We start from the raw sequence: 26047 nt of genomic DNA on the forward strand, positions 1-26047 counted from the left end.
CACCAGTTAACCAATAGAGCTACTAATTCCACCCCGAGTCAGGGAAATGGGGTGCACTGAAGCGTTGAATCTTCGCGTAATGCGTGGACGTCCAGCCGTATACCTTGACGCCGTTCGGCAGCTCCTTTTCCAGGATTCTGTCAGTGTCAGGCCTGCCCGGCACGCGGTACTCCTTAGAACCTGCCCACCAGGAGTATTCACGTCCCTTATACGTAGCGTGCGAAGGAATCCGCCCTGCCCTCACGTCGTCGTAGGCCGAAGCGATCTTATTGTTCATCCCATCCGGCAGGGGACTCGACAACCTCCCAGTGGGACAGCCATCGCTGTTGTGAACGAGTACCGGCGTATGGCCCGCGAGTACATAGTACGTGTGCAGGTCCTGGACGGTGAGGTTGTACATGTTCCGGGCTGGACTCGGGATGCGCCGGAGGGCGGAGACTACTGCGTTGCGGTCCGTCTGCGTGTTGAGGTTGTGGCCGACTTGCAGCTTGCCGGCCGCGGTCCAGGCGTGGGTGGTGTTGTCCCAGAAGGGGTGGTTCGCGGTGGTGTGCAAGGTGGCGAGCTGACCTTCAGGGCCTTTGACGATGACGTCGAGGAGGTTGGCGTCATGGTTTATCCAGGTGGCGGTGACGGAGTGCGGCCCTTCGTGCTTCCCGGTGACGGGGTCTCCCGCTTCGACTTTCTCGCCGGGCTTGATCTTGCTGATGGGCGTTGTTTTGCCGCCGTCCATCAACACAGGTGTGTCGGGATCGAAGCTGCACCCACCGCCCCCGCCGCCACTCCCGCCCTGGCCCCCGCCGCCTCCGGAGTACGAGAACACTCCGAACGCAAGGGCGGTCACAAAGCCCTTTACATTGACCGCTGTCAGCTCTTGGGCTTGCTCGTCCGATGCGCATTCGGAGGCATGAGTGAGACAGTACGTTGCAGCGACAGCCCTGGCTCCATCAAGATCGTCCTGGTGGTGCAACAGGTATTTGTATGCCCGACTGCAGCCTGTACGACCGAGGCAGAGGTTGGTCATGTGGCCGTCTATGTTGGCCTGAGGTTCCCAGTAGTCCGCACCGCTTCCCCAGTTTCCGTTGCCGCCCTCCCAGAGCCATCCCAACAACTCCTGGGTGTTGCTGGCAGGCGGCGACCAATGATTGATCTCGCTGCGCTTTATCGAGGCGATGTCGTTGGCAGAAGGTTTTCCGCTGGATGTACCGCAGCTTCCTGGCCGGCAGCCGCCACCGTGAGTGGGGGATTGGCCGTGGTTCTTACCCCATTCCTGGTTTGCGGTGGTGCCGCAGCCGCCGGGGCATCCGTTCTGGGGGCTGTAGCCGTAACAGGCGCCTTCGGTGCCGCAGCCGAGGGGGATGAGGCCGGATGGGTCGGCTTGGCCGATGGGGTTGTCGCGGGTGTAGGTGTAGCCGTTGAGGAGTTGGTCGTCGGTGGCTTCGAAGAGGGGGTCGAGGCTGATGAAGCGGCCGAGGGTGGGGTCGTACTGGCGGGCGCCGAGTTGGGTGAGGCCGGTGTTGGTGTTGGTCGGGGCGTCGAGGAATCCGCGGTTGTCGGTCCAGGTGACGGTGGTGCCGCGGGTGTCGCCGTAGGGGGTGAACTGGCGCCAGGTGGGGGTTTGGGCGGTGCTGTCGAGGCGGATGCCGTTGGTGCCGTGGAGGTCGCCGAACTCGAAGCCGTAGTTGGTGCCGAGGCCTGTGCGTACGGCGGTGCCGCCGCCGGGAAGGGCGAGATAGCGGACGCCGGTGGCGGTGTCGGTGGCGGTGTTGAGGGTGATCTGCTGGCCGGGCAGGTACAGGATCGTGCTGCCGGGGTCCTTCTGCAGCAGGACGTTGCCGTCGGCGTCGTAGACGTAGGAGGTGGTGCCGGAGGCGGTGGCGGTGATCTGGCTGAGGCGGCCGGTGTCGTCCCACGTCAGGTTCTGGGTGCCGGCGGCGGTGTTGCGGGTGAGGGTGTTGCCGTCGGCGTCGTAGGTGTAGGCGGTCGAGGCGGTGGTGGCGCCGGTGGACTGGGTGCCGGTGAGGGTGTGGGGCTGGTTGGCGGTGTTGCCGTTGCCGGTGCCCTTGTACATGTAGCCGGTGGTGGTGTCGGTGCCGCCGGCGGTGGTGGCGTGGTCGGTCTGGCTGGTGCGCTGGCCGAGGATGTCGAAGGTCCAGCTGGTCCAGTACGCGGTGCCGCCGGTGAGCTGGTCGCCGACCTGGGCGTGGCTGCCTGGCGTGGGCGCGGCGGCGCAGGAGTCGGTGGCGGTCCAGGCAGAGGTGAGGCGGTCGAGGTGGTCGTAGGCGTAGCACTGGGTCTCGGTGGCGGCGGTGGCACCGAGGCGGGTGCTGGTCTGGCGGGTGATGTTGCCGGCCGGGTCGTAGTCGTAGGCCTCGTCGTCGATCGCGGCCGGTGTGATGGTGCGGGTGAGGAGCTGGTCTTTGACCGCTCCGGTGTGCGGGTCGTAGGTGTTGGTGAGGTAGGCGTTGTTGCCGCTGTTGCCGATGGTCTCCTGCAGGACCTGCCCGTAGGCGGAGTAGGTGGTGTCGTGGGCGTAGGTGTAGGAGGTGTCGGCGACGCTGTTGGGCAGGTCCAGGGCCGTGGAGTAGCCGTGGGCGACCGTCTGGGCCGGCAGGCCGCCTGCCGCGGGGTAGTTGTCGGTCAGGGGGAGGCCGGCGTTCGCGGAGTAGGTGTGCTTGAACGTCCAGACCCGGCCCAGGGCCGCACCCTCGGTGGTGGGGATGTTGACGGTTTCGCCGAGCGACTCGCCGAAGGCGTTGAAGCCGGTCTGCTGTGTGACGTAGGCAGCGCCGCCGCTGTAAGAGGTCTCTGTGGTGAGCTTCCCGATCGCGTTTGTGACGTTTGCGACGCCGTTGTCGTTGTCGTAGACCCACGACGCCGTCTGGTTGGCCGACGCTTGCGCGTTCAGCGGCGCCGCGTACTGGGAGGTCTTGCGGTTCAGGGCGTCGTAGACGAAGGAGACGCTCTTGCCGCGGGCGTCGGTGGTCTGGGTGAGGTTGCCGTTGTCGTCGTAGACCATGGTGCTCGTGCCGGCGTCCGGGTCGGACTTGGAGATGGCCCGGCCGAGCAGGTCGTAGGTGGTGGACCAGGTGCTGCCCCCGCTGGCGACGGTGTCCTGGTTGCCGTGCCCGTCGTAGCCGTAGGTGATCGCGTTGGACGTACCGCCGCTGATCGACCAGATGCCGGTGAAGGTGTCGGCCGGCTTGGACAGCGTCGGCGGCGTGCTGTACGAGGCGACCGACGTGGTACGGCCGAGCGGGTCGGTCGTGGTCGACTTCACCGTTCCGCCGTCCGGCGGGATCACGGTGGTGGTGTCCCCGTTGTAGACCGTGGTGGTGGTCTGCTTGGTCACCCCGTACTGCAGGGAGTCGTCGACTACGACGCGCCCTAGGCCGTCGAAGGTGTAGACGTCCTGGTCGGGGATGACGGAGTCCTCGTCGTTGTCGCCCTTGGCGATCTCCAGGGCGGGGGCGTGGTCCTTGTCCCAGTAGGCGGTGTTCTTCTTGCGGACCCAGCCGTGGGAGTCGTAGAAGGACTCGGTGATCAGCCGTCCGAGCTGCGGTGTCGGGGTCTGGGTCTGCCGGTCGCGGCCCAGGGAGTCGTACAGGGTCGTCGAAGTGACGTAACCGAGCGAGTTGTTGAGCGTCTGGGTGGTGATGCCGGAGTAACTGGTCTGCGAGACCGTGTAGGTGTAGAGGGCGTCGGCCGGTGCGCTGGTGGGGCGGTTGTCCTGCCAGACGGCGGTGGTGCGGCCGAGAGTGTCGTACCGTGCGGTGCTGACCAGCCCGTTGACGTCCGTGCTGGTCAGGGTCAGCGAGCGGGCGGGGTCGAGCGTCGTCGTGGCGCTCTGGTTCTTGGCGTTGGTGGAGGTGACCGCGGTGGTCAGGCCGACGCTGTCGAGGGTGTAGGCGGTGGTGGTCTTGTTGCCGTTGCTGTCGTACGCGGCGGTCGCGCGGCCGTAGGCGTCGAAAGTGCTGCGGCTGCCGGTGATCCAGGTGAAGGAGCCGGCCGCGTAGCCGGAGGCGTGACGGACCATGGTGAGGTCGCCGATGGTGGGCGCGGCAGCCTGCGGGAAGGTGGTGGAGAAGGTGGGGTCGTCGTAGAAGTTCTGGGCGGCCGAGACGACCTGGGCGGGTCGGTTCACGGAGGCCGGTGCGCTCAGTGAGTTGAGGGTCTTCGGGACGGTGGCGGTGCTGTTCTCGGTGAAGCCGGAGCAGGCGACCGAGTCCGTTTCCTCGAAGGAGACCAGGCCGACAAGGTTCTTCGCGGTGTTGGCCGGTGCGTAAGTGGTGGACGTACACCGGTCGTAGTCCGCCTGGGCGGGGACGGTGTGCGTGTAGACGTGAGTGGGGAACGCGAAGGTGGCGCTGGAGGGACTGGCGTCGTAGGTGGTGTCGGTCTCGGTGTACCGCCAGTGGGTCGTGCCGCCGTCGGTGAGTGCCTGGCGGGCCCAGGTCTCGGCGGCCTGGACCGCGTGGGCGGTCAGGTCCGGAACGCCGGTCCTCGCCCGGGTGGCGGTTGCGGCGGAGATCCAGTAGGAGGTGACGGTGGAGTCGTTGACCGCGCCGCCGTCACCGAGGTAGTTCGTGGTCTCCAGGGTGTTGCCGGCGAGCTGGTCGCTGTCGGTGTGCTGGCCGCCCTGGGAGTCGGTGAGCGTGACCGAGCGGGTCGAGGTGGAGGACAGCCAGTCGCCGTCCATGCCGCGGTAGTACGTGGTGACGGACTTGGTCTGCGCGTCGTTGGTGCCGTCGCCGGTGCGCGTCGTGACGGTGCCGTATCCGCGGAACTGGCCCCAGGTGCGGTACTTGGCCTTGACGACCTCGTTGTCGTCGTAGTGCCAGGCCGCGCCGCCGGTGTAGTCGTAGTCGGTCTCCTGGGCGACCGCACCGCCGGTGATGTCGGTCTGCACGATCTTGGTGGCGGCGTACTTCTCGAACCAGTCGGTGATCGGTGCGGTGTAGTCCTTCGGGGTCCAACTCACCGGGTAGCAGGACTTGGCGTTGGACGACGGACTGGCGCTCGCGACGTAAGTGGCGGTGCACGGCTCGGGAAGGCCGTAGGTGACCGCGGTGATGCCGCCCATCTCGTTGGTGACCGACGAGATCCGGTAGCGGTACAGGCCCGGGAAGGAGGAGGTGTCGACCCGGTTCTGCAGGTCGATGCCGGTGAACTTGACGTCGGGAAGTGTGACCGTGTTCGCCGGGCCGCCCGGGGAGGCGTGGTTGCCGGTGTGCGAGATCGAGGACAGCCACAGCGTCGGGGAGTTGCCGTCGCCGGTCGCCGGCTCGGTCTCGTGGAGGGTGTAGGTGTCCACCGGCAGGTGGTCGTTCGCGGTCGCGGACCACTGCTTGGTGGTGATCGACGCCAGGCGGGCGGTGGAGAAGAACGACGGTGACTGCTGGTCGCAGTCGGTGCCTTGCACGCACACCAGGTCGTAGGGCACGTCGGGGTACTGGGTGGGGGCGGTGGTGGTGGACAAGGCGTCGCAGGTGGCCAGGGTGCAGCGCTTGTCGGAGGTGAAGACGACCTGGTCCGGGACGGTGCCGTAGGCGCCGCCGTCGCGGAAGCCGTAGTCGATCCGGGTCAGGTAGGAGTCACGGACGTAGGAGACGTCGTGGGCGCCCTTGTCCTCGCCGTAGTAGTTGGTGTCCTGGTGGTAGTAGTACGCCATCGCTTCGCCGTGGGTGTCGGTGACGTAGTCCAGGTGCCAGCGGTAGGCCATCGTGCACACCGACGAGGTGAAGCCCGCCGAGTCGTAGCAGGGGTCGCCGGAATGGGCGGAGTACACCGGCTCGGTGTCGACCGAGTTGGTGGTCGGCTTGCCCGAAGTCCAGCCCGGGAGCTGGTTGCGGCCGAACTGGTAGGTGTCGCCGTTGCGTTCGGTGACGGTCCAGTAGTCGGTGTTGTAGGTGCCGCTGCCGTTGCCGGAGTTGGTGACGTGCTTGACCACCTCGCCGTTGTCGGCTGCCGGTTTCCAGTCGCCGGTGGTGTCGTCCTTGACCAGCGAGGTGGAGGACCCGTTCAGCGACAGCGTCAGCAGCGGGCCGGCGTAGCAGTTGTCACCGGTGGCGACGGGCGAGGCCGTACCTTCCGGGTCGTCGGCGCAGGAGGTGAAGGTCTGCTCGATGAACGAGTCCGGGGTGCTCCAGCCATCACCGGCCCAGGACGCCTGGGCCTGCGTGGAGGCGGTCTGGCCGTCGACCGAGCCGGAGTTGTAGCTCAGGTCCGCCGAGGGCTGCAAGGAGCCCGAGGAGCCGGGCAGGTCGATCGGGTAGCTGTAGGAGAACGAGCCGGACGAGCCACCGGACGACCATGAGCCCGAAGGCTTGAGCGACGTCGCCGAGTACGTGCCCGCGCCGCTGTCCGTGGACGCGGTAGCCGCCAGCACAGTCGCCGCGGCGAAAGTGTCCTGCGCGGAGGACGACGCAGTCGGGGCCGGCGCAAAGGTACGTGTCGGGCTCGTCGTGCCGGGCCGGGTGAGGTTCAGCGTGGTCGACAGGTCCGTCGCGCTGTCGTGAGTGGTGGCCAGCGGCGTCTGGGTACGGCACGCCGGCAGCTGCGGTGTGGTCAGGGCGCAGGCCGGAAGCTGGACCAGGTGCAGACGGGAGGCGTAGTTGCCCCCGGCGGCCTGCACGAACGAAGCGGTGTTCAGCCCGATCTGGACGGGGCCGGTCCCGCCCGCCGCGGCTCCGACCGTGAAGACCACGCCGTCGAGTCCGAGGTCCGTCGCGTCCTGGTGCGCGAGCATCGTGACGTTGAGGCTGCTGGGCCCTGTGTAGCTGCCCTTCTTGGGGGCAACCGTCCGGGCCCACAGCGGCGTTCCTGCTGCGCCGGCTTTGGCGCCTGGCTGCTTGCCCGCAGGGGCAGTGAGGGCGGTGGTGGCAACTACGGCAGCAGGCCACCGGGCCGGGGCTGCGTGGAACGCCCTCTTGGTCTGGTCCTCGACCTGGATCTTCTTGACCTTCACCGTCGTCACGTCCTTGACGGGAGTGACGTCGTGAACGGGCGGTGGGCCCGCATGAGCCGGGCCGGCGAGCGCCGGGTTGGCGCCGGCCAGCGACGCGGTGAGCGTGAGCGCCCCGACTACGCCTATCCAGCGGCGGTGCCTGCGGACAGGGCGAAAGCCGCGGCCGAACCATGCAACCCGAGCCATGGACTACACCGGTCCCATCTCTCAAACCAGCCTGCGAGCAGGCACGACGAGCTACCGGCAGACGTCTGACCGGTGAAGCGACGTTGACTATCGCACGACAACGAAGGCCAGGCCGAGATCTTCATATCCGGAATGTCAGAACATCGAAATGTAATGATTACGCAAAGAACCTATGAAAGAATTGTGATGAATCTGGGCACACACTCTCCATCTCCTCCTTCGGGGCCTCGGGTTGCCGCAACCCGGTCTCGACCGAACCGCGAGGTCCAAGGGATGCTCTGCCGGTAGTTGCCACACACATCGTCCCGTTCGCAGGGCCACGATGCGGAACCCGGGGAGAGAAACGCTGTGAGACCCGCTCGGACTCGGCGCGCTGCGGCGGCCTTGCTCGCTACCGCGCTCGGCGCGCTGTCACTGACGGCTTTGGCCGAGCCTGCTCATGCAGCTGGTGCCTCTGCGCCAGCTGCAGTGGGGCAGGACACGTCCAGAACCCCGGTGAGCGAGGCCGAAGCCTCTGCCCGGGCCACCGCCACAGGCAAGGCCGTCAGCGTCGAGGCGGCCACCACGCCCACGGAAGTCGAGTCGGCCAACCCTGACGGCACCTTCACCCTGACCCAGAACGCCGCACCGGTACGCAAGTACGCCGACGGTATGTGGAAGCCGCTGGACGCCACGCTGGTCCGCCGCGCGGACGGCTCCGTCTCCCCCGCACTGACCACCGGCACGCTGACTCTGCCCGGCAGCGGGTCGAGGACCCTCGCGGTGATGAAAGACGGCGCACGCACCCTGTCGCTGACGCTTCCTGACGCGATCGGCGTCCTGCCCGCGCCGTCCCTGTCGGGCCCGACCGCCACCTACGCCGATGTCCTGCCCGGGGTCGACCTCACCGTCACCGCGGACGACCAGGGCGGCTTCTCCGAGACACTGGTCGTCAAGAACGCCTCGGCTGCCGCCGACCCGGCCCTCAGGAAACTGACGTTCGCCACCCAGACGAACGGGGTCACCCCGGCCACCGACGCGGCGGGCAACTTCACGGCCACCGACACCCTCGGCCGTACCGTCTTTTCCGCCCCCGCGCCCATCATGTGGGACTCCGCCACCGCAGACGCCGGCGGCTCCGCGCAAACGCGAGCCGCGATCACGCAGGGCGATACCGAGGAGCCGTCCGGCTCCGGCGTCCAGGTAGCGTCCACCAGCCTGAGCCCGGGCGCCGGCGCGCATGTCGCACCGGTCAAGGCCGTCTACACCGACAGCGCAGGGCCGGGCACGGCCTCGGGGACGATGGCGCTGACTCCCGACGCGGCTCTGCTGAGCGGCGGCTCCACGGTCTACCCCGTCTACATCGACCCGTCCTACGCCGCCGGCGGCTCGGTACAGGGCTGGACCTACACCTCGTCGTACTACCACAGCTCCAGCTTCTGGAAGACCAAGGACTCCGAGGGAGTCAGGGTCGGCTACAACGGCTGGGACTCGCCGTACTACAAGGCGCATGCCTTCGCGCGGATGAGCGTCGACAGCAGAATCTACGGCGCCACCATCGACCCCACCCGCACGCACTTCTACGCCACGGAGATCCACTCCGCCTCGTGCACCGCGGAGCCGGTGGAGCTGTGGACGACCGGCGCGATCTCCTCGGCCACCACCTGGGACAACGAACCGGCGTGGAAGACCAAGGTCGACACCCAGACCGTCGCCCACGGCTGGTCCTCCTCCTGCCCGGCCGCCTCGGTCGGCTGGGACACCCACACCGCCATGCAGGCCATCGCCAACAGTCCCGCCTCCTCCATCACCCTGGGCCTCAGGGCAGGTGACGACGGTGACAAGGACCAGTGGAAGAAGTTCGACCCTTCCACCATGACGATGACCACCACCTACGACCACAAGCCGGCCACGCCCACAGGTCTCACGACTTCCCCGGCACGTGCCTGCACCGGCGGGGTCATGGGCGACGGCGACATCACCCTCTACGCAGGCGTCAGCGACCCCGAAGGCGGCACCCTCAGCGCGACGTTCAAGGTCACCCGAACGTCCGGCGGTGCAACCGTCACCACCAAGACCGTCAACGCCGTTTCCGGCACCAAGGCCGCCTACACGCTGACCAAGGCCAACCTCGAAAGCTGGCTCGGCACCACCACGACCACCGGCCTGTCCTGGAACCTGACTGCCAGCGACGGCAGCTACACCTCCGCGCCATCCACCACCTGCCAGTTCACCTTCGACCCCACCAGGCCCGGCGCCCCCACCGTCAACGACGCCGTGGGCACCGACTGCAGCGAGTCGGCGGCGAACTACCAGGTCGGCACCGCAGCCAACTTCACCCTGGTCCCCAACAGCAAGGGGACAACACCCGACCACTACCTCTACCAGCTCAACGGCGCCGCGCCCGTCTCCGCCAAGACCCCCGACGTGACGATCAAGCCCACCCGCGGCACGAACATCCTGAACGTCACATCGGTCTCCCCCGGCGGCAACATCGGCGACACGGCAACCTGCGTGATCAACGCGTCCGCCGCCGCAACAGCCCCGGACGGTGACCTGACCGGCGACGGCGTTCCCGACCTGACGCTCGTGGGCGGTCAGGCCCAGCTCCCGCCCGGCCTCTGGCTCGCGCACGGAGCGCCCAACGGCCAGATCGTCACGGCGGCCTCCCAGATCGGCGCCCAGGGCACCGGCGTCTCCGATCCCGGCTCGACCACCGACTGGGTCGGCACCCAAGCCGTCACCGGCCACTTCGCCACCGGCAACGGTTTCAACGACGTCCTGGACTACAACCCGGCCACGGGGGCGGGCTGGGTCCTCTACGGCAACGGCGACGGCTCCGCCCTCTCACCCGCCAGCGGTCATCAGGCCGACATCGACCCCTTGGCCTTCACCGACCCCATCACCGGGCTCACCGCCGACGCCGTGGCCAACGGCGGCGGGTTCAACGCGGCCGTCAACGGCGGCGACTTCTCCGGCTACCCGGACCTCCTGCTGATCATCGACGGAACGCTCTCCTACGAGGCGTCCTTCGCCCAGCCCGGCACCTTCGTCGGTGTCGAGGACGCTCAACCGATCACGGCCTCCAATCCCGCCGATGGCGGCGACTGGACCGGATGGCAGATCACCACCAGCCTCGTCCACGGACTGCCCGCCCTTTTCGCCCGCAGCGGCACAGGCGGCCCCGTCTACTACTACAGCCCGGACGATCTGACGGACCTCGCCCAGGGGAATCCCGCAACGGCGGTCTCGCTGGGCATGAGCACCTCCTCCGCCCTCCTGCAGGCAGCGGACCTCAACCACGACGGAACGCCGGACCTCTGGCAGACGGACGCGGTCGGCAACGTGACCGCCGATCTGCTCGACCTGGGCATCACGCCCCCGAAAATAACCACGCAAGCACCTCAGAAGGTCGCGACCGGCACCCACGAGTGGCGACTGGACGACGCCACGGACGGCAACGCCACGAATGCCGCTGACGGGACCGGAACACCGGCGCTGCCGCTGACCGCTTCCCCGAACGCCGGTGCCGGTGTCACCTGGGACAGTGGGGACCTCTTCGACCCCGACCTGCAACTGAACGGCACCGCCTACCTGCAGACGGCCGGCAAGGCCGTCGATCTCACCGGCAGCCTGACGGTGTCGGTGTGGGCCGAGCCCACCACGCTGGGCGGCGCGGTGTTCTCCCAGAACGGAGGCACCTACTCCGGGATCAAGCTCATCCCGACAGCGGCAGGCTGGCAGTTCAGCCTCAACAGTGGTGCGGGCACCGCCGGCACCTACGACACCGTCACCGGCGGCGCCGTCCACCTGGGCACGTGGACGCACCTGACCGCCACCTACGACAAGGCCGTCAAGGTCATGAACCTCTACGTCGACGAGGTGTTCGTCGCCACCGGTGGCCACACCGCCCCGAGCACCGGCGCCGCCGGGAACTTCGTCGTCGGCGCCAACCAGAACAACGGTGCCTCCCCCACGGGTTACTTCAGCGGTCACCTTTCCGACATACAGACCTGGACGGGCGCCGCCATACCTCCCACCCAGGCGTCCACACCGGCCTCGTACCACCAGGCCATCACCTCGACGCGGATCCTGGACACCCGCTACGCCAGCGGCCTGGCCAACACCAGCGGCGTCACCGCCGGCACCGCCACCATTGCCGCCGATTCGGTGACGAGCCTGCGCATCGCCGGAGACACCGTCACTTCCACCGCCGGGACTCCGGTCACCGTCCCGTCCTCGGTCACCGCCGTCGCCATCGACGTCACCGCGGTCAACCAGACCGCCAGCGGCTACGTCACCGCCTACGCCGACAGTTCCCAGCGCCCCATCACCTCATCGACCAACTTCACAGCGGCCAGCACCACCACCGGCTACCAGATCGTCCCCGTCGGCGCCGACGGCAAGATCGACCTGTTCACCCACGGCAGTGCAATCGCCCTGGTCGTCGACATGACCGGATACTTCACCACCGACCCCGCCCTGCCCGGCAACCAGACCTACACCCCGCTGGCCCCCGCGACCCGCGCCCTGGACACCCGCACCAGCACCGCCAACACCAACCTCACCTCCACCGGCACCGTACCGGGCGACTCCACCTTCACCCTCACGATCGCCGGTGTCGACGGTGTCCCGTCCGACGCCGCCGCCGTGGCCATCAACCTCACCACCGCCGACGCCACCGGCAGCGGATACCTCCAGGCCTACGCCACCGGGGCCGCACCGGCAGCTGCCACGAGCCTGAGCTACGACACCTCCAGCGCGCTGGCGTCCATGGCAGCCGACACACCCATCGGCACGAGCGGCACCATCACCATCAGCAACCACCACAGCGCCACGGCGGTCCTCGTCGACATCGCCGGCTACTACACCGACGCCACCGACGGCCAGACCTACCACCCCGTCAACCCCACCCGCCTGGTCGACACCCGCAACGGCACCGGCGGCACCGGGCAGCCCATCCCCGCCTACACCACCTACACCCTGGCCCAAGCAGACGTGCAGCAGATCACCACAGCCACCACCCCGACCCTCGCCCTCATGCTCACCGAGGCAACAGCCACCGCCGCCGGCCACGCCGACGCATACCCCGCCGGCACCGCCGCCAACAACACGTCCAACCTCGACTGGGCCGCCGGCGCCATCAACGCCAACCTCGCCCTCACACCGACCAGTGCCGGCAGCGAAATCAGCGTCGACAACCACAGCAACGGCACCCTGGACCTCGTCATCGACTGCAGCGGCTACTTCTCCCGCTGACCGGCGGCACCCTCAGACCCTCAGGGCGCAAGGGGAGGCCGGGCGGCGAGCCCGGCCTCCCGGTTTCTTGCCGGCGGGCTGCGTAGGGTCTTGCGTATGACGATCGAGGTGCGCAAGTCCCGGGGTGGAGACCGTGCGGCGATTCTGGGGCTGATGGATGCCGCGCGGGGGGAGGGGCTCAGTGCGGAGGAGCGGGGGCGGCGGGGGTTTGTGCAGGGGCGGATGACCGGGGAGGTGCTGGAGCGGTTCGAGCAAGGGCCGGGGGTGTTCGTGGCCGTGGACGGTGGGGAGCTCGCCGGGTTCGCAGGGACGAGCGAGCCGGGGGTGCTGCCGCCGGGGCATCCGGCGACGGTGGCCGTCGAGGTGGTCAAGGAGGCCGCGGGTAGGCGGGAGTTGGGGCGGCTCTTCCATTACGGGCCCGCCGTCGTCGATGAGCGGTTCCAGGGGCGCGGGGTGCTCACGCGGCTGCTCACCGCGCTGTGCCGCGCCCTCCGGGGCGACTACGACCTCGGCGTCGCGTTCGTCGAGACCGCCAATACGCGCTCGCTGGCGGTGCACCGGCACTACGGGATGACCGAGGCCGCCGGCTTCGAGGTGGACGGGCGCGAGTACGTCGCCTTCACCTTCGCGCCGGCCGACTTCGTACCCGAAGAGGGTTGACGTGGCGGTGCGTTCAGCCGGCCTTGGGGCGGCGGTGCCGGCCGGCCGAGGGCGCCGGGTCGGACTCCGGGGGCTCCGGAGAGGCGGGGCCGCGGTGGCGGCCGGCGGGCGGCTCGGCGTTGCGGTCGGCGGTGGTGGACGCGCTGGCGTCGGACAACTTCGTACTCCCCGTGGTGTGGCGACGGCGCCGGAAGCGGGCGAGCAGCGACCACGCGTGCTCACGTTGCGTCCCCCGGTGCGCAACGGCGAGTGGTGATTCTAACCACGTCCGTTCCGCGCCCCGCACCGGGGTCCACCCGTTCGGCGACCGCACCGGCGCGGCCTCGGGACCTGCCGTGACGGGCCGGGGTTCGCCCGCCGCGCCCACTCCCGTGCCCGCGCCCCACTGCACCCGGCGTACCGCCTCCGGCGGGTGCGGCGCCCAGCGCGCCGGGTCGGCCGCCGGCGCCACCAGGGCGCGGCTCATATCGCGGGCGCCGCGGCCAGGGGCGCTTGCTGGAGCGGCAGTACGGTCAGCGCCCGCCGCACCGCCCGCCCCGCGGGCAGCGCCGCCCGCACCCGCTCCCCGGCGGCGGCGCCCGGACGGCTCACCATCCGGTCACCGGCGCCCGGGGCGTAGAAACCCGCCCCCGCACTGGCCGCGTACGGGCCTGTACCGGCGCCCGGGGGGTACGAGCTCGTACCAGCGCCGGGAGCGTAAGAACCCGCGCCGTACGACCCGGCCGACGACCACGCCGGCGCACCGGCCGAGCGCATCGGTGTGCGTTCCGGCCACGTCGCCGGCGGCTCGTACGCGGCCAGCCCGCACGTGAAGTCGCCCTCGGCGCGGGCCGGTTGACCGGCGGAGCCACTTGCGTACGGCAGCCGCAGCTCATCCCCCGGCAGCCACATGCCCGCCGCCCCCAGCCAGCCCAACGGCGAGGCCCGCCAGTGCAGTCGGCGGTCGCCGGGGCGCCACAGGGCCAATGACTCGGCGCCGCCCGGCACTTCGGCGCGGAAGGCGATGACGGACGCCTCGGGCGTGAGGATCTGGCCGGGCTGCGCGGCCACCGGGGTGAGTTGGACGCCGGGCACGCGCAGCGCGTCGGGGAAGCGGACGGGGCGGTGGCTGCCGAGCACGCCCCAGCCGAGCCGGGACTCGCCCGGCGCGTCACTGCGCAGCAGGAGCAGGCCGCTGTCGGGTTCGGCGAGCAGCAGCCGGTCGTCGCTCTCGTCGGTGATCTGGAGCAGCGGGCTGGTGCGGCCGGTGTGCAGGTCGGCGGCGACCGCCTTCGTACGCCCGGCCAGTTCGCGGTCGAGGGCGAGCAGCCGCCCGGACCGGTCGAGCCAGACGCCGCCCGTGCAGCGGCCCGGCACCGTCATGACCAGCTCCGGCGCCGCCGCTCCGTGCACGCGCCAGATGTCCGTACGGCACGCCTGCGCCTCGTACGCGAGGGCGTACGCGACCGGCGCGGCGGTCGGGGCCGGCGGCAGCAGCCGTACGTCGTCGCCGGTCAGCGAGCCGACGGGCAGCTCGCCGGTGTCCGGGCCGGAGGGGTAGAGGAGCGCGAGGTCGTAGCGGTCGGCGACCCGGCGCCGGATGAGGACCCGGCCGTCGGCCAGCGGCAGCACCTGCGTACCGGGCTCCTCGGGCTGCGGCCCGGGCAGCGGTACGGCGTAGGGCTCGGGCCCGGAGAGCGTCCAGCGCTCGGCGAGCAGCCCCCTGGCGGTACCCGACCCGGCCTCCGGGGAGCCGCCCGGGACGCCGTCCGGGACGCCCTCCGTCACGCCACCCGTACGGCCGGCCGTCACGCCACCCGAGCCGCCTGTCGGCGAGCCGCCGCCCGAGCCACCCGCGCCGCCCGCCGGCGAGCCGCCCGGGGAGCCCGTCACCCCGCCCCCGTCCCCGACGATCTCCGCGAGGCACGCCGCATACGCCCCGTCCGCCGTGATCGTGAAGCCCGTCCGGCGCACGACCGTGCGCGGTACGCCTCCCGCGGCCCCGAGCACACCCCCCGCACCCCTCGCGCCGGCCACACCCACCGCGTTGACGGCGCTCACTGCACTGACGGTCATACGAATCGACCTCCTCCGCCTCCGACCGTAGGTTTCGTACTTCCGGACGATCAACGCGAGAGGGTGCAGTTCACACGTAAGGGTGTCGCTTTCCGCGATTCCCCCGCGCGGCGCGGGCCGGTTGTGCTCGCCGGCAGGGGGCGGGGCCGAGCGTTCCTGTCCGTGGGGCCGGGCTCGCCCAAGGATCTCGTCCGGGCTCAACGACGCCCGGCCGCCTCCCGCGCCCCCGGTCCCGGCTGAGCTCGTGCCCCGACCCGACCGGGGCCGCCCCCACGGGACAGCGCGGGACCGTGCGGACCCCGAGTGGAACCCGTGCGGACCCCGGGCGGACCCCGGGCGGACCCGGGCGGGACGGTGCGGCGCCCGCGGCGGGTAATCTTCGTAGACGTGCCACGTCTATCCGACCTCATCGACGCCCTCGACGCCCTGTGGCCCCCCGCCCTGGCCGAGAGCTGGGACGCCGTGGGGCTGGTGTGCGGCGACCCGGCGGCCGAGGTCTCCCGGGTCGTCTTCGCCGTGGACCCGGTGCAGGAGGTCGTGGACGAGGCGGTCGCCGCCGGCGCCGGGCTCCTCGTCACGCACCACCCGCTGTATCTGCGCGGTACGACCACGGTCGCGCCGGTCGGCCCGGCCGGCTTCAAGGGCCGGGTCGTGCACGACCTGATCCGGGGCGGCGTCGCCCTCTACGTGGCCCACACCAACGCCGACCGCGCCGACCCCGGCGTCTCCGACGCGCTCGCCGCGGCGGTGGGGCTGCGGGTCACCGGGCCGCTCGTGCCGGACCCGGCCGACCCCGCGGGGCGCCGCGGGCTCGGCAGGATCGGCGTGCTGGAGGAGCCGCTGAGCCTCGCCGAGTTCGCCGGGCAGGCCGCGCGCGGGCTGCCCGCGACCGCGACCGGCCTGCGGGTGGCCGGCGACCCGGCCGCCCCGATCCGCCGCGTCGCGGTGTGCGGCGGCTCGGGCGACAGCCTCTTCGCGCAGGTCAGGGCGGCGGGCGTGGACGCGTACCTGACCGCCGACCTGCGCCACCACCCCGCCTCCGAGGCCCGCGAGGCCGGCCCGCCGGCGCTGATCGATGCCGCGCACTGGGCCACCGAGTGGCCGTGGTGCCCGCAGGCCGCCCGCGAGGTGGACGCGCTCGCCGAGCGGTACGGCTGGGCGCTGAGCACCCAGGTCTCGTACGCCGTCACCGACCCGTGGACGGCGCACGCACCCTCCGCTTCTCCCGTCCCTTCCAGCAGCCCAGGAGCCCCCCGCTGAACGCCGAGCCCGCCGACCAGATCCGCCTCCTCGAAGTCCAGGCCCTCGACGCGCGCATCGCGCAGCTGGACCACAAGCGCAGGAACCTTCCCGAGCACGCCGAGCTCGAACAGCTCGGCGCCGACCTCACGCAGCTGCGCGACCTGCTGGTCGCCGCGCAGACCGAGGAGAGCGACACCGCCCGCGAGCAGACCAAGGCCGAGCAGGACGTCGACCAGGTGCGGCAGCGCGCCACCCGCGACCAGCAGCGGCTGGACTCCGGGGCGCTCGGCGCGAAGGACCTGGAGAACGTGCAGCGCGAACTGGCCTCGCTGGCCAAGCGGCAGTCCGACCTGGAGGACGTCGTCCTCGACGTCATGGAGCGCCGCGAGACCGCGCAGGCCCGGGCCGCCGAACTCGCCGAGCGGGTCGCGACGGTGAGCGCCGCCGTGCAGGCGGCCGAGGCCCGCAAGACCGAGGCGCTGGCCGGCATCGACGCGGAGGGCTTCGAAGTCGCCCAGCAGCGCGAGCGGTTGGCGGCGGACGTGCCCGAGGACCTGATCAAGCTCTACGACAAGCTGCGCGCCCAGCAGGGCGGCGTCGGCGCGGCCCGCCTCTACCAGAAGCGCTGCGAGGGCTGCCGGTTGGAGCTCAACATCACCGAGCTGAACGAACTGCGGGCGGCGCCGGCCAACCAGGTCGTGCGGTGCGAGAACTGCCGCCGCATCCTGGTCCGGACGGCGGACTCGGGCCTCTGAGCATGTCCGACGCCGGTACGGGCGCGGCCCCTTCCGGCGGGAGCGCGGCGCCCGACCTCGGGGCGCCGACCGTGCTCGTACTGCTGCGGCACGGGGAGACCGCGCTCACCGCCGGGCGGCGGTTCTCCGGCAGCGGCGGGGCGGATCCGGCGCTGTCGGAGCGCGGGCGGGAGCAAGCGGCGGGCGCGGCACGCGCGTTGGCCGCGGCCCCGGGCACGGTCCCGGATACGGGCACGGATACGGGCACGGGCACGGGTACAGGTACGGCGGGCCTGCTCGCGGTCGGAGCGGTCGAGGCGGTCGTGTCCTCGCCGCTCGCCCGCTGCCGGCAGACCGCCGGCGTCGTGGCCGAACGCCTCGGCCTCACCGTCGAGTTGGCGCAGGACCTGCGCGAGACGGCGTTCGGCGCCTGGGAGGGCCTGACCTTCGCCGAGGTACGTGAGCGGTATCCGGCGCAGCTCGCCGCGTGGTTCGCCGACCCGACCGCCGCGCCGCCCGGCGGCGAAAGCTTCGCCGAGGTCACCGCCCGGGTCGCCGCCGCCCGTGACGCGCTGCTCGCCGCGCACCGCGGACGTACCGTCCTGGTCGTCAGCCATGTCACGCCGGTCAAGACGCTGTTGCGGCTCGCGCTCGGTGCGCCGCCCCAGGCGCTGTTCCGGATGGACCTGGCGCCCGCGTCCCTGTCGGCGGTGGCCTACTACACCGACGGCAACGCCTCCGTCCGCTTCCTCAACTCCACGGCCCATCTGCCGCGCTGAGCGGCCCCGAGGTCAACTTCCCAGCGCCGCGGCTTCCTTGGCGAGCGCGCTGACGCCCTCCCAGTCACGGGCGGCGAGCAGGTCCTGGGGGATCATCCAACTCCCGCCGACGCAGGCCACGTTGGGCAGCGCCAGATACCCGGGCGCGCGGCCCGCGTCGATCCCGCCGGTCGGGCAGAACCGCACCTGCGGGAAGGGCGAGGCGAGCGAGCGCAGGAACGGCACACCGCCGGCGGCCTCCGCGGGGAAGAACTTGACGTCGGTGATGCCGCGCTCCAGCAGGTTCAGCACCTCCGAGGCGGTCGAGGCGCCCGGCAGGTACGGCAGCCCGGTCCCGCACATCGCGTCCAGCAGCCGCTCGCTCCACCCGGGGCTGACCAGGAAGCGCGCCCCGGCCGCCGACGCCGCCGCCGCGTGGTCCGGCGTGAGCACCGTCCCGGCCCCGACGACCGCGTCCGGCACGCCGTGCGCGACCGCCTGGATCGCGTCCAGCGCGGCGGGCGTACGCAGCGTGATCTCGATCGCCCGCAGCCCGCCGGCGAGCAGCGCGCGGGCGAGCGGCACGGCGTCGTCGGCGTCGTCGAGGACGACGACGGGTATCACGGGGGCGAGGCCGAACACGGAGTCCATGCGCTTATCCTGACCGCCCGGTCCACCCCCTGCAACGCCTGTTGCACCCTGCGCAACGCACCCGGCGCGCACGGGCCCGTACCCCCTCGAAGGAACCCGCGGCGTAAAGCGGAGAGCGGCAAGCAGAGACCAGAAAGCGGAAGCTCACAACTCCCGTACGAGGACGTCCAGTCGCGGCCCGTCCTCCTCGACGGTGAAGCCGAGGTCGCGCAGGTCGGCGGCGAGCGCGTGCGGGGTGCGCGGCTTGGCGCCGGCGGTGAGCAGGGCGCGGACCAGCCGGCCCTTGGTGGCCTTGTTGAAGTGCGAGACGATCTGCCGCCGCTCCACCCCGTCGACCACGCTCACCTGGAGCACCCGCACGCTCGCCGTCCGCGCGGCCAGTTCGCCGCGGGGCCGCCACGCGGCGGCGTAGGCGGACGAGCGCAGGTCCAGTACGAGCCCGCCGCCGGCCAGCTCCGGCAGGACCCGCTCCAGGTGCGGCTTCCAGTACGCGGCGAGCCCGCCCGCGCCCGGCAGCCGTACCGTCATCGAGCAGCGGTAGGCGGGGATGCGGTCGGCGGGCCGCACCGCGCCCCACAGCCCCGAGAAGACCAGCAGCGACTGCCCGGCCCGCCGCTTGGCGGCGGCGTCGAGGGTGCCGAGGCCGAGCGCGTCGTACAGCACGCCGGTGTAGAGCCGCCCGGCGGGCAGCGCGGGTGCGGTGCGCAGCCCGGCGTTCCTGGCGACCTCGCCGCGCAGCCCGGGGGTGAGGCCGAGCACGTCCGCGGCCTTGTCCTGGTCGCCCTCGCACAGCGCGACCAGCTCGTCCAGGACAGCCGCCCGGGCGCCGGTGAGCCCCGGCAGCGACAGCGCGTCCAGCGCGACCGGCCGCCCCCGTACGGCGGTGGCCTTCCCCTCGGACGGCGGCAGCAGGACCAGCACGTTCTCTCCTCCGACGTATGCGCTCTCGCGTGACCAACCCGGCCTGCCAGCGTACGCGCCCGGCCGGCCTGATCCACTACGATGGCGGGTACGGCAGACGAGCCGGGCGGACGGTCGCGTCGGGGCCTCAGGGTCCCGCCGAGGAAGGTCCGGGCTCCACAGGGCAGGGTGATGGCTAACGGCCACCCGGGGTGACCCGCGGGAAAGTGCCACAGAAAACAGACCGCCGGGGAATCCGTTCCCCGGTAAGGGTGAAACGGTGGTGTAAGAGACCACCAGTGCCCAGGGCGACCTGGGCAGCTAGGTAAACCCCACCCGGAGCAAGGTCAGGAGGGCGGCGCGCAGGCCTGCGCACCGCCCGCGCGGACGTTCGAGGGCTGCCCGCCCGAGTCCGCGGGTAGACCGCATGAGGCTGTCGGCAACGGCAGCCCTAGATGGATGGCCGTCGCCCGGGGCGCCGCGAGGCCCCCGGGGTCACAGAACCCGGCCTACAGCCCGACTCGTCTGCCGCTCCCACCTCCTGGCTCTGCCGGCTCTTCCGGCCGGGAGCGCAGGACGCGGGCGGCACTTCGGTCCGATGTATTGCTGCGGCACGGCGGCGCCGGTACGGTGCACGACCGCCGGGCCGTTGCGGTCCCACGACGATCCCAACTTACATAGATTAATTATCAAACTAAGCCGAAGGAGCCCAGCCCCATGCGCCCCCTCCCCCCGCACCCCCTACGAGCCGGCAGCCGCCGGAAAGGGCTGACCGGCGTCGCCGTCACCTTCTTCCTGCTGCTCGCGATGGCGCTCCAGACCTCGGCGTCCCACGCCGCCGACACCCCCGTCAACCTGGCCCGCAACCCCGGCGCCCGAGCCGTCGCCTCCTACCAGGACGGCAGCTACGTCGCCGCCAACGCGATCGACGGCAACACCGCCACCCGCTGGTCCAGCGACCACAGCAACGACAACAACGCCTGGATCTACGTCGACCTCGGCGGCGAATACGCCGTCTCCTCCACCTCGCTGACGTGGGAGGCCGCCTACGCCGGCGCCTACAAGATCCAGGTCTCCGACGACTCCACCCACTGGACCGACGCCTACTCCACCACCAGCGGCCACGGCGGCACCGAAACCGCCACCGTCAACAAGAACGCCCACTACGTGCGCATGCAGGGCGTCACCCCCGCCACCCAATACGGCTACTCCCTCTGGGAGTTCGCCGTCTACGGCACGAGCACCGGCGGCGGCAGCAGCACCGGGCCCGTCGGCACCTGGGGCACCGCGATGCAGTCCGCGGGCTCGACGTTCGCCCAGCAGACGCTGCGGCAGGTCGTGCACAGCACCATCGGCGGCACCGGCGCACGTATCCACCTGTCGAACGCCTTCGGCAACGCGCCGGTGACACTCTCCGACGTGCACCTGGCCATGCCGGTCGCCAACGGCGGCATCGACCCCGCCACCGACCGCGCCCTCACCTTCGGCGGCGCCTCGTCGGTGACGATCCCGGCTGGCGGCAGCGCGGTCAGCGACGCCGCCGCCTTCACCGTGCCCGCGGACGCCGACCTCGCGGTGAGCCTCTACGTGCCGCAGTCCGCGCTGTCGACCTGGCACCAGACCGCGAACGTCACGAACTACGTCGCCCCCGGCGACCAGAGCGGCGCCACGGCGCTCTCCGGCGCCCAGACCAACACCAGCACCTACTTCCTCGCCGGCCTCGACGTGCAGAACCCCGCCTCGCCCGGCGCGGTGGTCGCCTTCGGCGCCTCGATCACCGACGCGATCTCCTCCACCTTCGGGGCCTACCACCGCTGGCCCGACCTGCTCTCCGACCGCCTGCTGGACAGCGGCCGGGCGGTCGGCGTGATCAACGAGGGCATCTCCGGCAACGGCCTGGTCTTCGACGGCGGCGGCCAGAAGGCCACCACCCGCTTCCAGCGCGACGTCCTGGACCAACCCGGCGTGAAATGGGTCATCTTCGGCGACGACGTCGTCAACGACCTGCTCAACCCCAACCCGCCGTCCCTCGCCCAGATCCAGTCCGCCCTCGGCCAACTGGTCGGCGCCGCCCACGCCCAGGGCGTCACCTTCATCTGCTCGACGCTCACCCCGTTCAAGGGCACCAACGGCTGGACGCAGAGCCGCGAGGACGAACGGGCCGCGTACAACGCCTACTTGCGTACGCCGGCGAGCGGCTGCGACGCCGTCAACGACGTGGACGCCGCCACCCACGACCCGGCCAACCCGCAGGCGTACCTGCCGGCTTACGACGCCGGCGACCACCTGCACCCCAACGACGCCGGGATGCAGGCCATCGCGAACGCCGTGCAGCTGAGCCTGTTCGGCGCCCCCACGACCGCGCCCCGCGTCAATCTCGCGCTCGGCCGCCCCACCCAGGCCAGCAGCGTCGAGGCCGGCAGCACGCTGGTCGCCGCCAACGCGACCGACGGCAACCGCACCACCCGCTGGGCCAGCGCCGCCGCCGACCCGCAGTCCCTGACGGTGGACCTCGGCCAGACCCGCACGCTGACCCAGGTCGAGCTGGACTGGGAGGCCGCGTACGCCGCCGCCTACCAGATCCAGGTCTCCCCCGACGGCGTGTCCCAGTGGCAGACGGTCGCCTCGTCCACCACGGGCCACGGCGGTGACGTCTGGGTCCCGGTCAGCGGCACCGGCCGCTGGGTGCGCCTGCTCGGCACCACCCGCGGCACCCCGTACGGCTACTCCCTCTGGGAGTTCGGCGTCTACGGCCAGTAGCCGCCCGCCCCGGCGGGTCGGGCGGCTGCCGACCCGCCGGGGCTCCGGGCGCACGGACCCGGCCCCCGCCCTCCCGCGGGCTCAGCCGTTCGGCGTCAGGCCGTAGACGCCCACCTCGCTCAGGGCCATCTGGCCGCCGAGCTGCGCCCCGTTGTCGGGCCGGTCGGCGATGACGCGGACGTACCGGGCCAGGACGGGGGAATCGAGCCGGACGCCGGACAGGCCGCCCGCGGTGTCGTCGTGCCGGGCGACGGTCCGGAAGGTCCAGCCGTCGAGCGAGACGTCGATGTGCCAGTGCGTCGCGAACGCGGTGTCCGGCTGGAGCAGCGAGACCACGTCGACCGAGGTGGCGCGGCCGAGGTCGATCTGCTGCATCCAGCGGAACTGCGCGGTGGCCTGCGTCGAGGTCGCCGGGTCGCCGTCGGTGGCGTACGTGGGGCGCGAGCCGGGCTGGAGGAGGGCCTGGGTGCCGTCCATGTAGCGGGCCTGCGTGGGCTTGCCCAGCGCGAGGTCGGTACCGACGCCGTACGCGCCGACCTCGGCGACGGCCATCTGGCTGCCGCGCTGGGCGCCCTGGTCGGGGTGGTCGGCGACGACGCGCAGGTAGCGGGCGGTGACCGGGGTGGCGAAGGTGACGGGGACGGTGCCCCAGCCGGTGCCGGTCGCCGTGCCGGCGGTGGTCCAGGTCGTGCCGTCGGCGGAGGTGTCGACGTGGAAGGCGGTCGCGAAGTTCGACCGCGGCATGGTGACGGTCACGCAGCCGAGCTGCCTGCCGGCCCGGAGGTCCACCACGAGCTGCCACAGGTACCGGTTCGTGGCCTGCGCGGCGGTGGCGGGGTCGCCGTCGGTGGCGTAGGCGGCCTGCGAGCCGGGCTGGAGCGCGGCGGTGCTGCCGTCCAGGTACTGCGCCTGGACGGGCTTGTGCAGGGCGTAGTCGACCGGGGTGCGGCCGGCCGGGGCGGCGGCGAGGTGCGCGTAGGCCGGCTCCAGACCTGCGTCGGCCAGCAGGGATGCGGGGACGCCGCTGCCGTCCGGGCCGATCAGGGTGTTGCCGGTGAGGGTGGCGTCGTCGGGGTCGCCGCAGGAGAAGCCGGGGGTGAGGGATTCGTAGTAGTTGCCGGTGAAGCGGAAGTCGCCGTAGGGCGCGGCGGGTTCGCGGCAGCCGCCGAAGGAGGCGGTGTCGTTGCCGTAGACGGCGTTGCCGGTCTCGGTGACGTACTGGCTGCCGCCGTCGGTGTAGATGCCGTTGCCGTAACCGGCGTCGTAGCGGACCACGTTGCCGCTGATCAGCAGGCCGTCGGCGAAGGAGTCGCCCTGCTGGCCGAGGACGTAGATGCCGCCGCCGTCGCCGCGCTGCTGCATGGCGTCCTCGACGAGGTTGTCGGTGATCCGGTTGCCGGCGGTTTTGACGACCGGGACGCGGCCCCATCCCCAGTTGGAGCTGATGCCGCTGTAGGGGACGTCGTCGATCTGGTTGTGGGTGAGGGTGTCGTAGCGGGTGTAGCCCTGGAAGATGCCGACGCCGCCGGTGTATTCGACGGCGATGTGGTGGATCCAGTTGTCGGCGACGGTGTTGTGGGAGGGCAGCAGGGCGGCGTCGGCCGCGTCGGATCCGTTGCCGATCTCGATGCCGCTGGAGGAGATGTCGGTGAAGACGTTGCCGGTGATGTCCGCGCCGGTGACGGCCCGGCCGAGTTGCAGGCCGGCGGCGCCGAGGTGGGTGAAGGTGTCGCCGGTGAGGCTGAGTGCGGTGGCGTGGTCGAAGACGACGTTGCCGGGGGTCATGGTCCAGTCGCCGTAGGGGCAGGTGCCGGGGTCGGTGGTGGAGAACTTCTCGCACGTGCCCTGGTACTTCCAGGCGTCCTCGCCGGTGAAGCGCATGTTGGCCTGTGTCTCGGCGAAGCCGTCGGGGCCGTCCGGCGCGGTCCAGCCGGCGTACGCGAAGGACAGGCCGCGGAAGGCGACGCCGGTCAGCGGCTGGGCGGCGGTGCCGGTGCCGGAGACGAGGGTCTGCAGGCGCGGGATCTCGACGTCCGCGGTGCGCATGTCCTGGCCTTCGCGGGGGCGGTAGTAGACGGTGTGCGCGGTCTCGTCGAGATACCACTCGCCGGGGTCGTCCAGCAGTTCCTTCGCGTTCTGGATCTGGGCGAGGACGTCGGTGCTGACCGGGTACTGCCGGTTGAGGGCGTTCTGGAAGCAGGGCTCGTCCATGGTGAGGGTGGTGCCGGCGGCCGAGGCGACCCGGCAGCGTATCTGCACCCAGCCGATGTCGTAGACGAACTCCACGTCGGAGAGGTGGTGGAAGCCCTCGATGGTCGAGTCGGCCGTGGTGTAGCCGGTCGCGGTCTGGGTGAGGCCGCCGGGGGCCGCCTCGGAGGCGATGTCGGCGCGCACGCCGTCGACGTACAGCTGCCGGGTGCGGGTGCCGGCCGGCACGCGGGCCTGCCAGACGCCGTCCGGGCCCCGCTGCCAGCCGCCGATCCGCTCGCCGCCGCTGAGCACGGGGTGGGCGCCGGGCGCGGCTTGGTACGTGACGTGGTGGCCGGCGCGGGCGCCGTCGCCCTTGGCGGCGTCGAGGGCGAGGGTGCGGTCCAGGCGGTAGGTGCCGTCGGCCAGCACGACATCGATGTCGGCGCCGCCGCCGCGGTTGGCGGTACGCACCTTGGCCTGGGCGGTGGTCAGGGCGCACGGGTCGTGCGGGGAGCAGGCCGAGCCGCGGCCGTCGGGGGCGACGGAGAAGGTGGTGGTACGCGGGGCCGGGTGTGCGGGGGTGGACGCGGCGGCACCGCCGCCGGTGAGGAAGCCGGTGAGCAGGGCGGCGACGGCGCCCGCGGTCACGGTGAGACCGCGCAGCCGCGGTCCGGGTCTGGTCATGGGGGGCTCCTGGGCTCGGTTGCTCCGGTGTTCGTTCGGTCGGGACGTGCTCATGTGCGAGGCCGCGGCGAGGTCCTGGCGCGGGGTTCGGCGCGGGTCATCGGGCGGTCATTCCTTCGTCGCTCCCGCGAGCATCCCGGAGACGAGGGTGCGCTGGGAGAACAGGAAGAGCACCAGCACCGGCAGGATCGCCACGATGATCGCCAGCGACAGCTCGGGGATGGTGATGTTCAGGCCGGCGCCCGCCACGGGGTTGAAGGACGGCGTGGACGTCAGGAGCTGGTTGAGGCCGACCTGGATGGGGAACTGGTCGCTGTTGGGCAGGACCAGGTAGGGCAGGAAGAAGTTGTTCCAGTTGCCGACGAAGCTGAAGAAGGCGACCAGGCCGACGACGGGCCTGGCCAGCGGCAGCGCGATCCTGGTGAACAGCTGCCACTGCGTGCAGCCGTCGATACGGGCCGCGGCGAGCAGGTCGCGCGGCAGGCTGGTGGCGAAGTAGATGTACACCAGGTACACGCCGAACGGGTAGAACGAGAACGGCAGGATCACCGACCAGACGGTGCCGATGAGGTGGAAGCGGTTGAGCTCCAGGAAGATCGGCAGCACCAGCGTCGCGGACGGCATGATCATGGTGACGAGCGTCGCGACCAGCAGGGTCGTACGGCCGCGGAAGCGGGTCAGCGCGAGCGCGTAGCCGGCCGGCAGGCTGGTGGCGAGCGTGAGCACGAGCGAACCGAGCGAGTAGACGGCGGAGTTGCGCAGCCACGTCAGCAGCGCGTGGTCCTGGAAGTCGTAGAGATGACGCCAGGCGGTGCCGATGTGCCGGAAGGAGCCGAACGACAGCGGGTTGTCGTGCACGATCTGGCCGGCGGTCTTGGTCGGCGCGAGCAGCAGCCAGATCACCGGGAGCACGAAGAACACCAGCAGCGCGGCCAGCAGGACCCCGATGACCAGGGCGGAGACCGCCGCGGACGGGGTGGCGCGGCGGGCGGCCGGGCGCGGTGCGGGGGCGGTGGCGGTCATGG

The 26047-nt window shown here is 71.3% G+C and carries 12 protein-coding genes, 1 other RNA gene and 1 pseudogene; 7 read left to right on the plus strand and 7 right to left on the minus strand.

Annotated features, from left to right (window positions below; all coding sequences use genetic code 11):
• Positions 1-22: 22 nt before the first annotated feature.
• A complete protein-coding gene (locus HCN08_RS36170; RefSeq protein ID WP_167983606.1) occupies positions 23-7150 on the minus strand; it encodes a polymorphic toxin-type HINT domain-containing protein in 7128 nt (2375 codons plus the stop codon).
• Positions 7151-7645: 495 nt separating this feature from the next.
• Between HCN08_RS36170 and HCN08_RS15340 the strand changes: the two genes are divergently transcribed.
• Together HCN08_RS15340 and HCN08_RS15345 are read left to right on the plus strand one after the other, a co-directional pair.
• Positions 7646-12388 (plus strand): LamG domain-containing protein, encoded by a 4743-nt coding sequence (locus tag HCN08_RS15340; RefSeq protein WP_167983607.1) that lies wholly within the window; start codon positions 7646-7648, stop codon positions 12386-12388.
• Between the two features lie 96 nt (positions 12389-12484).
• Positions 12485-13048 carry a GNAT family N-acetyltransferase gene (locus HCN08_RS15345; RefSeq protein WP_167983608.1) on the plus strand — a complete coding sequence of 188 codons (564 nt, stop codon included), beginning with the start codon at positions 12485-12487 and terminating at the stop codon, positions 13046-13048.
• 13 nt (positions 13049-13061) lie between these two features.
• Here the strand turns inward: HCN08_RS15345 and HCN08_RS15350 are convergent, their stop codons facing one another.
• Together HCN08_RS15350 and HCN08_RS15355 are read right to left on the minus strand one after the other, a co-directional pair.
• Positions 13062-13205, minus strand: a complete 144-nt coding sequence (locus HCN08_RS15350) for a hypothetical protein (protein ID WP_167983609.1) — start codon at positions 13203-13205, stop codon at positions 13062-13064.
• 305 nt (positions 13206-13510) lie between these two features.
• The gene (locus HCN08_RS15355; protein ID WP_167983610.1) at positions 13511-15103 is read right to left on the minus strand and encodes a hypothetical protein; all 1593 of its coding nucleotides are present in this window, start codon (positions 15101-15103) and stop codon (positions 13511-13513) included.
• A gap of 387 nt (positions 15104-15490) precedes the next feature.
• On the opposite strand from HCN08_RS15355, the gene HCN08_RS15360 reads away from it, so the two are divergent.
• The 3 genes and pseudogenes from HCN08_RS15360 to HCN08_RS15370 form a co-directional block, all read left to right on the plus strand.
• The gene (locus tag HCN08_RS15360) at positions 15491-16363 is read left to right on the plus strand and encodes a Nif3-like dinuclear metal center hexameric protein (protein WP_167983611.1); all 873 of its coding nucleotides are present in this window, start codon (positions 15491-15493) and stop codon (positions 16361-16363) included.
• Positions 16360-17100, plus strand: coding sequence for a zinc ribbon domain-containing protein (locus HCN08_RS15365; RefSeq protein ID WP_167983656.1), 741 nt, complete (start codon positions 16360-16362; stop codon positions 17098-17100). Before HCN08_RS15360 ends, HCN08_RS15365 begins: the two co-directional genes overlap by 4 nt.
• A pseudogene (locus HCN08_RS15370) lies at positions 16992-17858 on the plus strand (histidine phosphatase family protein); the annotation flags it as partial. The gene HCN08_RS15365 and the pseudogene HCN08_RS15370, both read left to right, overlap by 109 nt.
• Before the next feature lie 12 nt (positions 17859-17870).
• On the opposite strand, the gene eda reads toward HCN08_RS15370, so the two are convergent.
• Together eda and yaaA are read right to left on the minus strand one after the other, a co-directional pair.
• Complete coding sequence (gene eda, locus HCN08_RS15375; protein ID WP_167983613.1) at positions 17871-18488, minus strand: bifunctional 4-hydroxy-2-oxoglutarate aldolase/2-dehydro-3-deoxy-phosphogluconate aldolase; 618 nt, start codon at positions 18486-18488, stop codon at positions 17871-17873.
• Between the two features lie 144 nt (positions 18489-18632).
• Complete coding sequence (gene yaaA / locus HCN08_RS15380; RefSeq protein ID WP_167983614.1) at positions 18633-19409, minus strand: peroxide stress protein YaaA; 777 nt, start codon at positions 19407-19409, stop codon at positions 18633-18635.
• Positions 19410-19507: 98 nt separating this feature from the next.
• On the opposite strand from yaaA, the gene rnpB reads away from it, so the two are divergent.
• An RNA gene (gene rnpB / locus HCN08_RS15385) (RNase P RNA component class A) lies at positions 19508-19916 on the plus strand.
• A gap of 189 nt (positions 19917-20105) precedes the next feature.
• The gene (locus tag HCN08_RS34790; protein ID WP_206318799.1) at positions 20106-22148 is read left to right on the plus strand and encodes a discoidin domain-containing protein; all 2043 of its coding nucleotides are present in this window, start codon (positions 20106-20108) and stop codon (positions 22146-22148) included.
• An 81-nt stretch (positions 22149-22229) separates the two neighbouring features.
• Here the strand turns inward: HCN08_RS34790 and HCN08_RS15400 are convergent, their stop codons facing one another.
• Entirely contained in the window at positions 22230-25022 is a 2793-nt protein-coding gene (locus tag HCN08_RS15400) for a discoidin domain-containing protein (protein WP_167983615.1), read from the minus strand.
• A gap of 108 nt (positions 25023-25130) precedes the next feature.
• Complete coding sequence (locus HCN08_RS15405; RefSeq protein ID WP_167983616.1) at positions 25131-26045, minus strand: carbohydrate ABC transporter permease; 915 nt, start codon at positions 26043-26045, stop codon at positions 25131-25133.
• Positions 26046-26047: the final 2 nt, after the last annotated feature.

Source organism: Actinacidiphila epipremni (assembly GCF_012034175.1).
Taxonomy (GTDB): domain Bacteria; phylum Actinomycetota; class Actinomycetes; order Streptomycetales; family Streptomycetaceae; genus Actinacidiphila; species Actinacidiphila epipremni.